Raw genomic sequence first — 12,251 nt, forward strand, 5'->3', positions numbered from 1 at the left:
GGCTACATGCGTGCCAGGCGGGCGCGGACGGCCATGAAGATGCCGTAGCAGATTAGTCCGGCGCCGACGGCGGCGAGCATGTACATGCCCAGCGGCTGATCGCGCAGGGCCTTGAGGCCGCCGTCGAGCCCGGTCGATTCGTCCGGGTCCGCCTTGATGGTGGCGATCACGATCAGCATCCCGGTCAGCAGCAGCGCCACGCCCTTGGCCGCGTAGCCGGCGATGCCGGTGATTTTCACGGCCAGGGAGGCGTGCTCGTTGGCGGGCATGCGCAGGTACTTCACGAAGGACTTCCGGAAGCCTCGGATGGCGTAGACGACGCCGGTGACGGCGACGGCGACGCCGATCAGGATCAGCAGCAGGGTCCCGCCGGGGGTGGCCATCAGGTGCAGGGTCAGGTCGCTGGTGGACTGGCGGTGGTCGGCGTGCGCGCCCATGGCCACGGACGCGAGGGTCAGCGCGAAGCCGGTGTAGACGACGGCCTGCAGGGCGGCCTTGAGCTTCTTGGCGACCTTCTTCTTCGTCTCCAGGTGCTCGAAGTCGAACACCGCGTCGCTGGTCTGCCAGATCGCCAGGGCCACGCACGCGGTGAAGGCGCTCCAGAGCAGGTACGGTCCGACGGGCTGCTGGGCCATCTCGGCCACGGCGCCGCTGACGTCCGCCTGGCCCTGGCCGCCCATCGCGAGCCGGATCGCGACCAGGCCGATCAGGAAGTGCAGCAACCCTGAGACGGCGAACCCGGCGCGGGCCGCGATTTCAAGCGGCCGGGAGTTGGTGACATCCTCCGCAACTTCTGCCGCGTCTTTCAATTCCATGCTGCTGGTCCGTTCTTGCACTGTTGAGCTTTGCCGTAATCCTGCCACGCGGACGGCCCCCGCGGCCGCAGGCGATGGGCCCGGATCAGCGGCGACGGTAGCTGAGGTCGAAGATCAGCCGGCCGGCCTCGTGGGCCTTGTTCTCGAAGCTGGTCAGGATCCGGCCGTCGAACCGCGGTGCCCAGCCGCCGACGTCGTCGACGCCCTCGTTGGGGCCGGTGTGCTCGGTGCTGACCGGGGCGCGGCCCTCCTTGACCGGGGCGCCGCCCACCACGGACTCCACACCGGATTCCCAGACCTGGGTCAGCGGGCTGTCCGGGCCGCTGCGTTCGCCCTCGTGCAGGTTCTCGAAGTCGGTGGCGCCGGCCATGACCTCCCGGACGTGCACGGCGTAGTTGGACCAGTCCGTGGCGATCCGGAAGATTCCGCCGGGCTTGAGCGCCCTTGCGGCGAGTTCCGCGAACGCCGGCTGGATCAGGCGGCGCTTGTGGTGCCGGGACTTGTGCCACGGGTCCGGGAAGAAGACCCAGAGCTCGGTGACGGAGCTGGCGGGGAGCATGCTGGCCAGGACCTCGGGAGCGTTGGCCTCCACGACGCGGACGTTGGTCAGGCCGCGGCTGTTGATCTTGATCAGGGTGTTGGCGAGGCCGGGGGTGTAGACCTCCACGGCCAGGAAGTCGGTGTCCGGGTTCTGTTCGGCCGCGTGGCAGACCGCGTCGCCCAGGCCGGAACCGATCTCCACGATCAGCGGAGCCTTGCGGCCGAACTCTTCCTCGGCGTCGAAGACGTACTCCGGGTGGACGGAGGTGTTGGCGACGTGCCGGGGCACGTCCACGGCCCAGCGGTCCGAATGCTCGTCCCAGGCGGCCTGGCGGCGGCCCTGCAGCCGGGTGCCGCGGCGCACGAAGCTCACCGGGCGGCCGCCGTAGGTGCCGAAGGAGGCCTGGCTGCCGGGGGTCACCGGGCGCGGGGAAGGCGCCGGCTGCGGGGATTCTGGGGTTTCACTCATCCCCTCCAGAATAGTGGAGCCCCGCACCCGGCGCCGGGTCCCGGTCAGGCGGTGAGGTCCTTGCCCTTGGTCTCCGGGATGGTGAAGACGAACAGGGCCGAGACTGCCAGCAGCGCCACGGCGTAGACGTTGAACAGCTGCGGGGACTGCAGGCTGGTGCCCAGCCACTGCTGCAGGTACGGGGCGGTGCCGCCGAAGAGTGCCACGCAGATCGAATAGGGCACGCCCACGCCCACCGTGCGGATGCTGGTGGGGAACAGTTCTGCGTACACGGCCGGGACGATCGCGGCGCTCGCGGCGATGAAGATCAGCATCACGGACATGCTGACGGCCAGCTGCCACGCCGAATCCTTCAGCAGGGCGGTCATCGGGAAGTGCAGCAGGCCCGCGCCGATCGCGCCGGCCCAGAGCACCTTCTTGCGGCCGATCCGGTCCGCGAGCTTGCCCCAGAACGGCAGCGCGGCGATGAAGACGATGTTGCCTACGACGCCGGCCCAGAGCGCCTCGCCGCGGTCGATCTTCAGGGCGGTGGTGGCGTAGCTGGGGGCGACGACGCCCCAGATGTAGTAGATGACCGTCAGGCCCACGGTCAGGCCGATGACCTGCAGCGCCTGCTTGCGGTGGCGGACGATCTGCGGCCAGATCGCGGCCTTCTTCTCGGCCAGCGCCTCACCGGCGAAGACGTCGGTCTCGTGCAGCCGGGACCGCATGATCAGGGCGTACAGGCCCATCGCGGCGCCGATCAGGAACGGGATCCGCCAGCCCCAGGCATTCATCGCCTCGGTGGAGAGAGCCATGTTCAGGACCGCGCCCAGCAGGGTTCCGAACAGGATGCCGACCGTGCCGGAGGTGTAGATCAGGGTGGCCCAGAAGCCGCGGTGTTCCTTCGGGGCCATCTCCGATAGGTAGGTCTGGGAGGAGGGCAGCTCGCCGCCGTGCGCCAGGCCCTGGACCAGCCGGGCAACCAGCAGCATCAGGGACGCAAAGGCGCCCACCGCCGCGAAGGTCGGGGCGATGCCGATCATCAGGCTGCCCACCGAGGCCAGGCCCACGGCGAGGGTCATGGATGCCTTGCGGCCGATCCGGTCGCCGATCCAGCCGAAGAGGAAGCCCCCGAAGGGCCGGGCGACGAAGCCGACGGCGAAGATCGCCAGGGTGGAGAGCACCGCCGAGGCGGGGTCAGATTTGCTGAAGAGTTGGCTGGCGATGAACGGGGTAAACGTGGCGTAGATGGCCCAGTCGTACCATTCGACGGCGTTGCCAATGCCGGTGCCGATCAAGGTCTTGCGGGTGGATGTCCGGGGAGCCGTCGGCTGGGACACGGTTGCTGTCATGGGAATCTCCGGGTGGTTCTGGGTGGGGGTGCTGCTGGACGGGGGTGCCGGTTAGGAGCGGCCGGCGGGGACTGCGGCCGCCGTGGCTGTGGCGGTCGAGAGGGTGGCGAGCCGGGACAGGGCGAGTTCGGCGTAGAGCGCGGCGCCGTCGGCCAGGACGGCGTCGTCGAACGTGGCGTACGGGGAGTGGTTGAACGCCGACGTCGTGTGGTCGCCGCCGTGCGGGACGGCGGAGAGGCCGATGAAGGTCCCGGGGACCTCGGCCAGGACGCGGGAGAAGTCCTCGGAGCCGCTCAGCGGCGTGGCCCAGCGGGCCAGCCGGCCGTCGCCGAAGAGGTCCCCGATGACGTTTTCCGCGGTGCGGGTCTCGTCCTCGTCGGTGATGGTGAGCGGGTATTCCTGCTGGTAGTCGACGTCGACGTCGAGCCCGTGGGCCGTCGCGATGCCGCGCAGGAGGCGGGGGACGGCGTCCATCATCTTCTGCCGGGACTCCTCGGAGAAGGTCCGCACGGTCGCCTCGATCCGGGCGGATTCGGGGATGATGTTCCGCTTGGTGCCGGCCTGGAGTACGCCCACGGAGAGGACCACCGGGTCGAACATGTTGAACTGGCGGGTGACCATGACCTGCAGGGCCGTGACCATCTCCGCGGCGACCGTGACCGGATCCTTGGCCGCATGCGGGGCCGAGCCGTGGCCGCCGGCGCCCAGCACGGTGACGGTGAGCCCGTCGGAGGAGCTGAGCATCACACCGGGCTTGGTGCAGAAGGTGCCGTGCGGTTCCAGTGCGGAGAACACGTGCATGCCGTAGGCGGCATCCACGCGCCGGCCCGGGGCGTCAAGGACGCCCTCGCGGATCATGTAGCTGGCACCGTCGAAGCCCTCCTCGCCGGGCTGGAACATGAGGACGACGTCGCCGGCCAGACGGTGCCGCTGCTCCGCCAGCAGGGTGGCGGCCCCGGCGAGCATGGAGGTATGCAGGTCGTGGCCGCAGGCGTGCATTGCCCCGTCCACGGTGGAGGAGTAGTCGACGCCGGTCTTCTCCTGGACCGGGAGGCCGTCCATGTCGGCGCGCAGGAGCACGGCGGGCCGGCTGGCGGCATCGCTACCAGAGCCGGCGTTCCCCTGGCCGCGGAGCACCGCCGTGACGGAGGTGGTGTCCGTACCCAGGATGATCTCGTACCCCAGCCCGTCGAGTTCCTGCAGGACCTTCTCCTGCGTGCGGGGCAGGTCCAGGCCGATCTCCGGCTCGCGGTGCAGGGCGTGGCGGAAACGGGCCAGCTCCGGCTGGAGTTCCCGGGCGTCGTCGGTAATGGTCACAAACTCTCCTGGCGGTTGATTGGGGTGGTGCGTTCGGGTCTATTCTGGAGTGACCTGCGCCACAGAGGCCTGAAGGGCAGGAAATATGCATTCTTTGCCGTGTAACGCAGGATTCATGCACGAGAGGGGAGTGGGCCGTGGAGCTGAGCGAGGATGATCTGGCGCTGATCAACGTGCTGCAGATGGCGCCGCGGCTGAGTTGGGGCGACGCGGCGGAGATCCTGGGCGTCCACGCCACCACGCTGGCAGCGCGCTGGGACCGGCTGCGGGCCTCCGGGGTTTCGTGGATCACGGCCCACCTGATCGGTGACCCGCACCAGATGTGCCTGGCCTTCATCGCCGTCGACTGCGAGATGCACCGCCGCGACGAGGTCACCGCGCAGCTGGCCCTGATGCCGGAGGTGGTGACCGTCGAGGAGGCCGCCAGCAAGCGCAACCTGATGCTGACGGTCATCACCCGGTCCCTGGATGACCTGAGCGACCAGGTGATGTCCCGGCTGAAGGAGATCGAGGGCCTGACCAAGTACGAGACCGCCCTGTGCACCCGGCTGCATTCCAGCGGCGGCGCGTGGCGGCTCAACGTGCTGGACCGGGCACAGCAGGCGGCCGTGCGGGCCTTGGCCGGCGCCGACGGCGGGACCGCGGCAGCGGCGGCCGCAGCCGCTTCCGCGCGGGAACTGCCGGAAAGCCACCTGGCCCTGCTGCCGTTCCTGGCCCGGGATGGGCGGGCCACGGCCGCGGAGATCGCCCGGAGCCTGGGCCGCCACCCGGCCACCGTCCAGCGCCAGCTGAACCGGGTGCTGGCCAGCGGCATGCTGTCCTTCCGCTGCGAGGTGGCCCAGCGCTATTCGTCCTTCCCGGTCACGTGCCAGTGGTTCGTCAACGTCCCCGCCGGCCAGCACGAGGCGGCCGCGGCCGAGCTGAAGACCATGCGCAACGTCCGGCTGAGTGCCTCCACCACGGGGCCCACCAACTTTGTGATCATCATGTGGCTGCAGTCCCTGGCTGACGTGATGACGATCGAACTGGCGCTGCAGCAGAAGGTACCGGGCATCGAGCTGGTCGAAAGCGTGGTGATGCTGCGGACCGTCAAGCGGGTGGGGTGGATGCTCGACGCCGACTCCCGGGCCAGCGGCGCCGTCGTCGTCCCCGCCCAGGGGCTCGCGCCGTAGGCTACAGGTATGTCGAACGCCGCCAGTCCGCGAACCCGCCCGGACCAGGGGCCCGGGGCCGGCGGCATCTTCCAGCGCCGGTACGTCCTGGTGACCCTCGGCGCCTGCGCGCTGGTGTTCCTGGCGGCCTTCGAATCGCTGGCGGTGACCACCATCATGCCGCTGGTCAGCCGCGAACTCGACGGCGCCGGCCTCTACGCCCTGGCCTTCGCCGGGCCGCTGGCCACCGGCGTGATCGGCATGGTGGCCTCCGGCAGCTGGGCCGACCGGAGGGGGCCGGTGGCGCCACTGCTCTCCGCCGTTGGCATGTTCGTCGTGGGGCTGCTGATTGCCGGGACCGCCGCCTCCATGCCGGTCCTGGTCGCCGGGCGGCTGGTGCAGGGTCTCGGTGGCGGTGGCCTGACCGTGGCGCTGTATGTCGTGGTGGCCCGCGTCTACCCGCCGCCGCTGCACCCGAAGATCTTCGCCGCGTTCTCCGCCGCGTGGGTGGTCCCCTCGCTGGTGGGCCCGTTCACCGCCGGGCTGGTGGCGGAGGTGGCGGGCTGGCCGTGGGTCTTCCTGGGCGTGGTGGGCCTGGTGGTGCCGGCGCTGCTGCTGACCGCCCCGGCGTTGCGCGGGCTGCCGAAAAACGAGCCTGCCCCGGACGGAGCGGCCGCACCGGCGGACCCGGCGGGCCAGTCGGAACCTGGCAAGTCGGAACCCGCTCAGGCAGACCGCCAGCCCTCCCGCGTCCCCGGGGCGCTGGCCAAGCTGGGCCTGGCCGCGCTCGCCGCCGCCGCGGTCCTTGCCCTGAACCTCTCCTCGACCCTCCCGGGGATCGGCGGCCTGCTGGCCGGGGCCGCCGTCGCCGTCGCGCTGCTGGCCGTCCGCCCGCTGATGCCGCGCGGCACGCTGACCGCCCGGCGCGGGCTGCCCAGCGTCATCCTCACCCGCGGGCTGGCGTCTGCGGCGTTCTTCGGCGCAGAGGTGTACCTGCCGTATCTGCTGGTGGAGCGGTACGCCTTCGCGCCCACCTTTGCCGGGCTGACTCTTACCGCCGGTGCCGTGGCGTGGGCCTCTGCGTCCGCTGTGCAGGGCCGGCTGGGTCCGCGGCTGGAGCACCGCCGCGCCATCCGGATCGGGGCGGCAATGGTGCTCGCCGCCGTCGTCCTGGCCCTGGCCACCACCGTTCTCGGCTGGCCCGCGGCCGTCGCGATCGCGGGCTGGGTGTTCGCCGGCGCGGGCATGGGCCTGATGTACGCGCGGCTCAGCGTCATGACGCTGGCACTCTCAACCCGCGAAAATGAGGGTTTCAACAGCTCCGCGATGTCCATCTCGGACTCCCTCGGCGGCGCGCTTTCGCTGGCCACCACGGGCATCATCTTCGCTGCGTTCACGACGGCGGGAGCCGGCCCGGCCGGCGCCGCCGCACCGTTCGCCGGGGCCTTCGCGCTCACCGCCGCGATCGGCGTCGCGGGCGTCCTGGTGGCGCCGCGCGTCGCCCGCCGCGGCGCACCCAACTAACTGGCAGTTGAAGCCGTTTTGAGCCGCGATAACGGCCTTAGCTGCGAGTCAGTTGGGATGGGACCTACGGGAGGGTCGGGACCGGCCGGAAACGGGAGGAGGGTCCCGGATGATAGACTGGATGAACTTGATGTGCAGTGATGCCCACTCCTGATCCGGCTGGAAAGCCTCGGCAGACCGCCGGATCGCCCGCGTATTCCTCGGAATGTCCCCGCGGGAGTGGGTTTTTTCATGTGAGAGGCACATCCTGCGTCGATGAACGCGTTCCATTTGGTCCCGGCAATGAGCGGCTACCCGCAGACGGCCCGGTCGACCACCTGACTTTTCTTCGGCGAACCCCTGGTCCAACCGGCGCCGGGGGCCGATATCCGCACGGATACCGCCTGAAAGACCTTTGATACTTATGACTACTTTTGCTGCCCTCGGCACGCCCAAGGCCCTTGCCGACACCCTGACCGCCCAGGGAATCACCGAGCCGTTCCCCATCCAGGTCAAGACCCTCCCGGACACCCTGGCCGGACGCGACGTCCTGGGCCGCGGCCGCACCGGCTCCGGCAAGACCATCGCCTTCGCCATCCCGCTGGTGGCCCGTCTCGCCGAGCGCGAGGCCGCGCATTTCCGCAAGCCCGGCCGCCCCATGGCCCTGGTCCTTGCCCCCACCCGTGAGCTGGCCACCCAGATCAACGCCACGGTGGAGCCGCTGGCCAAGGCCGTCGGCCTGAACACCACCGTGATCTACGGCGGCATCTCCCAGGCCCGCCAGGAAAAGGCCCTCCGCGCCGGCGTCGACATCGTCATCGCCTGCCCCGGCCGCCTGGAGGACCTGATCCGCCAGCGCATCCTGACCCTCGAGTCGGTCGAGATCACCGTCCTGGACGAGGCCGACCACATGGCCGACCTCGGCTTCCTCCCGGTGGTCAAGAAGCTCATGGACATGACCCCCACCCAGGGTCAGCGCCTGCTCTTCTCCGCCACCCTGGACAACGGCGTGGACAAGATTGTCCAGCGCTACCTCTCCAACCCGCTGACCCACTCCGTGGACGACCCGCAGGCCGCGGTCACCACCATGGAGCACCACGTTTTGGTGGTCAACGACCAGACCGTCAAGAAGCAGCTGATCGTGGAGCTCGCGTCCGGCGCCGGCCGCCGCGTGCTGTTCATGCGCACCAAGCACCACGCCCGCAAGCTGGCCAAGACCCTGACCGACGCCGGCATCCCCGCCGTCGACCTGCACGGCAACCTCTCGCAGAACGCCCGTGACCGCAACCTCGCCGAGTTCTCCTCCGGCGACGTCCGCGTCCTGGTCGCCACCGACGTCGCCGCCCGCGGCGTGCACGTCGACGACGTCGAACTCGTCATCCACGTGGACCCGCCCACCGAGCACAAGGCCTACCTGCACCGCTCGGGCCGTACCGCCCGCGCCGGTTCCGACGGCACCGTGGTGACGCTGACCCTGCCGGAGCAGCAGTCCGACGTGAAGAAGCTGATGAAGGCCGCCGGCGTGGATGTCAGCTTCGAGCGCGTCACCGCCAGTTCGCCGATCGTGGCCGAGCTCGTCGGCGACATCGCCGAGAAGGTTGACCCCCGCACCCGCGCCGCGCTGCTGGCCGCCAAGGCTCCGCAGCAGGGCGGCGGCAGCTCCACCGGCGCCAACGCCGAGCGCAAGCGGGCCCGCCGCCAGGCAGCCCCCACCGCGGGTGGCCGCGGCGGCCGTGGTGGGCGCGGCAAGGTGTCCGCCGAGGCTCCGCGCACCGACCTGCCGCGTGCCGAGCGCCGCGCCGTGGCCTACGAGGGCCAGGCCGCTGCCCGCAGCGCCGCCGAGCGCATCGCCGAGCAGAACCAGGACCGGTCCGACGCCGAGCGTTCCGAGCGCCGCAATGCCCGGGGCCGTGGCCGTGCCACCGCTTACGCGCACCACAACGATGTTCCGTCCGCCGGTGGCCGTCCGGCCGCGGGTCGGGGTTCCGACGGCCGTGCAGCCGAGGGCCGGAATGACTCCCGCGGCGGGGCACCCCGTGGCGGATCGGCCGCGGGCCGGGGCGGCGCCCCGCGTACCGGCGGCTCCACCGGCGGCCAGCGCAGCGGACGTCCGGCCTCCGGCCAGCGTGCCGCGGCAGGCCCCAAGTCGGGCGGTCGCTCCGGCGGCGGTTCGGCTCCGGTCTGGTCCTCCAACACGGGCGGCACGTCCGGCGGTTCCTACGCGGGCGGCGGCAACGGCCGCTCCGGTGAAGGCCGTCCGGCCCGCAGCGGCGGTCCCCGCCGCGCGTCAGCCCCGGCGTCGAACGACCGCCGCAGCCGCTAAGGTTTTCCGCTACGCAAAGTAGCTGGCGAAGCGCAAAATGCCGGTCGCTATGGGTATTCCCGCAGCGACCGGCATTATGCGCAGCGCAAGTCTCAGGGCCTAGCGCCAGCTACCAGCCGCGGGCGCGCCACTCCTCAAGGTGCGGGCGTTCCGCGCCCAGGGTGGTCGGCTTGCCGTGGCCCGGATGAACGACCGTGTCGTCCGGGTAGACATCGAACAGCCGTGCGGACACATCGTCCAGCAGCTGGGTGAAGCGTTCCGGATCCTTGTCCGTGTTGCCTACCCCGCCCGGGAACAGCGAGTCGCCGGAGAAGATGTGCGCGGGCCCTGCCGGGTCCTGGTACACCAGCGCCACCGAACCCGGGGTGTGGCCGCGCAGGTGCACCGCCGTCACGTCGAACCCGTCGAAGTTGCCGACGTCGCCGTGGTCCAGCAGCACATCCACGGGCACCGGCAGCGCGGGGGCGTCGTCGGTTCCGGCGGCGGTCTTCGCGCCGGTCGCCTTGACCACCTCGGGCAGCGCACGGACGTGGTCCCAGTGCTGGTGCGTGGTGGCGATCAGCGCCAGCTTCGGCGTCGCCTCGGTGTCCACGGCGGCGTCGGCCAGCAGCGCCTCGATGGCGGCCGCATCATCGGCCGCATCGATCAGGAGCTGCGCGCCGGAAGCCTTCGCGGTGAGCAGGTACACGTTGTTGTCCATCTCGCTGACCGAAATCCTGCGGATGGTGACGTCGCGGAGCGAATGAATGAGTGAGTCCATGGGCATCAGTCTAGGACCGCCTATTCCCGGCCCTCGGAGACCCAGCCCGGGTTCGCCGCGCGGGAGCCGACGACGGCGTCCGCGGCGGTGTTGAGCCGGTCAAGTTGCGCCGGGCTCAGCTCCAGGGACAGGGCGCCGAGGTTTTCATCGATCCGGGCGGCCTTGCGGGTGCCTGGAATCGGGACGACGGGCAGGCCCAGCGCCTCGCCCCGGGCCAGCAGCCAGGCCAGGGCAACCTGCGCCGGCGTGGCGGGACCGTTGGCGGTCTGCAGCTCGGCGGCGACCTCGCGGACCGTAGCCACCACGGCCTGGTTGGCGTCCACGGCATCCGCGGCGAAGCGGGGGATGTTGCGGCGGAAGTCGTTGCTGCCCAGCTTCGAGGCATCCACGGTGCCGGTCAGGAACCCCCGGCCCAGCGGCGAATAGGGCACGAAGCCGACACCCAGTTCGGCGGCCGCGGGCACCACGTTGCGCTCCACGTCCCGGCTCCAGATGGACCATTCGCTCTGGACGGCGGCGATCGGGTGCACGGCATGGGCCTCCCTGAGTTCCGCCGCCGTCACCTCGGACAGGCCCAGGTGCCTGACCTTTCCGGCCTTGACCAGCTCCGCCATGGCCTCCACGGTTTCCACAATCGGAACGCGGAGGTCACGGCGGTGCATGTAATACAGGTCGATGCTGTCGGTGCCGAGGCGGGACAGGCTGCGGTCCACGGCCTCGCGGACGTAGGCGGCGTCGCCCCGGATGTCCGTGTAGCCCTCCGCCGGGTTCCCCACCAGGCCGAACTTCGTGGCCAACTGCACCTCGGAGCGCCGGTCCTTGAGCAATTGGGCGAAGAGTTCTTCATTGCTGCCGCTGCCGTAAATGTCCGCGGTGTCCAGGAAGGTCACCCCGGCGTCGACGGCGTGGTGCAGGGTGGCCAGCGCCTCGGCCGGGTCAACGTCGCCGTAGACCGGGGTCAGGGCCATTCCGCCGAATCCGAGGGGGCTGACGCTGAGGCTGTCGCCGAGCTGAACTGTGGCTGTCATCTGGAGTCTCCTGTCATTGCCGGAACCGCTGTCCCAGCCAAGAACCTCCCGCCCGGTCCCGGTATTCCGGGCGGGTTCCCGGGGGTTGCCAGCGTTCGTCCGGGCCCGGCAGCAAGCCTGCGTGCGATTCTCCCCGGTTACCTCCCGTACCCGAGCCCGCGACACGGCGTGTCCGGCCGGATCGGGGGTTGCCGGCGGGACTAACCGGGCGGGAGCGTACGGGACGACGGCTCGGGAACGGGCGGTTCGGAGTCCTCGGAACCGCCCGGCAGCAGTTTCAGCCCGGCCGCGCAGCCGACGATCCCCGCTATGAACAGCAGTTTCAGCGGGTTGGCGGGTTCGACGCCGGTGGCCATCGCCCAGCCCACGGTCAGGGCGGCGCCGATTCCTACCCACACGGCATACGCAGTGCCAAGCGGGATGCGCCGCACGGCCATGCCCAGTCCGGCCATGCTCAATGCCGCGGCCACGGCGAAGATCAGGGTAGGCACGGGACGGCTGAACCCGTCGGAGAGACCCAGAGCCGTGGCCCACACCGCCTCGAGGACGGCGGAGCCGAGCAGGATCAGCCAGGAAACACCCGATCCGCGAGTGCCGGCGCGCATTACGCCACCAGCTTCAGGCCGGCCACGCACGCCACGATCCCGCCGAGCAGCATGATCCGGGCGGCGCTGGCGGGTTCAACACGGGTGGCCATCGCATAAGCGGAGGTAAGGACGACGCCGACTCCCACCCAGACGGCGTAGGCGGTCCCGGTGGGTATGGTCTGCATGGCGATCGCGAGTCCGCCGGTGCTTGCGAGGACGGAGACCAGGAACAGTGCGCCCCGCAGGAGTCGGCGGCGGCCGGTGGCCTGCGACGTGCGGTGCAACGCGGCGGCCCACACGGCTTCTAGGGATCCGGCGGCAATGAGGATGATCCACGACATGACAACAATCCTTTGGCCAGTCTTGTCGCGTGCCGGGTACTGAACCGTCGTCCGGAGGCCGGGATCCGGCCTTGCCTTCAGCC

At 70.5% G+C, this 12,251-nt stretch carries 11 protein-coding genes and 1 riboswitch; of the genes, 3 read left to right on the forward strand and 8 right to left on the reverse strand.

The genetic code is table 11. From position 1 onward, the window contains the following. Positions 1–2: 2 nt before the first annotated feature. The 4 genes from ACFUCU_RS06350 to ACFUCU_RS06365 all read right to left on the reverse strand — a co-directional run bounded on the left by ACFUCU_RS06350 (position 3) and on the right by ACFUCU_RS06365 (position 4,475). Positions 3–809, reverse strand: a complete 807-nt coding sequence (locus ACFUCU_RS06350; RefSeq protein ID WP_290256491.1) for a DUF1206 domain-containing protein — start codon at positions 807–809, stop codon at positions 3–5. A 91-nt stretch (positions 810–900) separates the two neighbouring features. Beyond that, entirely contained in the window at positions 901–1,824 is a 924-nt protein-coding gene (gene trmB / locus ACFUCU_RS06355) for a tRNA (guanosine(46)-N7)-methyltransferase TrmB (RefSeq protein ID WP_377971466.1), read from the reverse strand. Between the two features lie 44 nt (positions 1,825–1,868). Beyond that, positions 1,869–3,158: an MFS transporter gene (locus ACFUCU_RS06360; protein WP_377971468.1), complete on the reverse strand. Its 1,290-nt coding sequence runs from the start codon at positions 3,156–3,158 to the stop codon at positions 1,869–1,871. Between the two features lie 51 nt (positions 3,159–3,209). Continuing rightward, the gene (locus tag ACFUCU_RS06365; RefSeq protein ID WP_377971470.1) at positions 3,210–4,475 is read right to left on the reverse strand and encodes a M20 family metallopeptidase; all 1,266 of its coding nucleotides are present in this window, start codon (positions 4,473–4,475) and stop codon (positions 3,210–3,212) included. Positions 4,476–4,612: 137 nt separating this feature from the next. Here ACFUCU_RS06365 and ACFUCU_RS06370 point away from each other — a divergent pair, with 137 nt between their 5' ends. From ACFUCU_RS06370 to ACFUCU_RS06380, 3 genes are all read left to right on the forward strand, one after another. Continuing rightward, the gene (locus ACFUCU_RS06370; protein ID WP_377971472.1) at positions 4,613–5,647 is read left to right on the forward strand and encodes an Lrp/AsnC family transcriptional regulator; all 1,035 of its coding nucleotides are present in this window, start codon (positions 4,613–4,615) and stop codon (positions 5,645–5,647) included. Between the two features lie 9 nt (positions 5,648–5,656). Further along, positions 5,657–7,150 (forward strand): MFS transporter, encoded by a 1,494-nt coding sequence (locus ACFUCU_RS06375; protein WP_377971474.1) that lies wholly within the window; start codon positions 5,657–5,659, stop codon positions 7,148–7,150. Positions 7,151–7,553: 403 nt separating this feature from the next. After that, complete coding sequence (locus ACFUCU_RS06380) at positions 7,554–9,452, forward strand: DEAD/DEAH box helicase (protein WP_377971476.1); 1,899 nt, start codon at positions 7,554–7,556, stop codon at positions 9,450–9,452. 109 nt (positions 9,453–9,561) lie between these two features. On the opposite strand, the gene ACFUCU_RS06385 is transcribed toward ACFUCU_RS06380, so the two are convergent. From ACFUCU_RS06385 to ACFUCU_RS06400, 4 genes are all read right to left on the reverse strand, one after another. Further along, positions 9,562–10,212, reverse strand: coding sequence for an MBL fold metallo-hydrolase (locus ACFUCU_RS06385; RefSeq protein ID WP_377971478.1), 651 nt, complete (start codon positions 10,210–10,212; stop codon positions 9,562–9,564). A gap of 20 nt (positions 10,213–10,232) precedes the next feature. After that, the gene (locus tag ACFUCU_RS06390; RefSeq protein WP_377971480.1) at positions 10,233–11,240 is read right to left on the reverse strand and encodes an aldo/keto reductase; all 1,008 of its coding nucleotides are present in this window, start codon (positions 11,238–11,240) and stop codon (positions 10,233–10,235) included. 200 nt (positions 11,241–11,440) lie between these two features. Next, positions 11,441–11,845, reverse strand: coding sequence for a DMT family transporter (locus ACFUCU_RS06395; protein WP_377971482.1), 405 nt, complete (start codon positions 11,843–11,845; stop codon positions 11,441–11,443). After that, positions 11,845–12,168 carry a DMT family transporter gene (locus tag ACFUCU_RS06400; RefSeq protein ID WP_377971484.1) on the reverse strand — a complete coding sequence of 108 codons (324 nt, stop codon included), beginning with the start codon at positions 12,166–12,168 and terminating at the stop codon, positions 11,845–11,847. Before ACFUCU_RS06400 ends, ACFUCU_RS06395 begins: the two co-directional genes overlap by 1 nt. 11 nt (positions 12,169–12,179) lie before the next feature. Next, positions 12,180–12,243, reverse strand: a riboswitch (guanidine-III (ykkC-III) riboswitch). Positions 12,244–12,251 lie beyond the last annotated feature (8 nt).

This window comes from Arthrobacter sp. NPDC057259 (assembly GCF_042668995.1).
Lineage (GTDB): Bacteria > Actinomycetota > Actinomycetes > Actinomycetales > Micrococcaceae > Arthrobacter.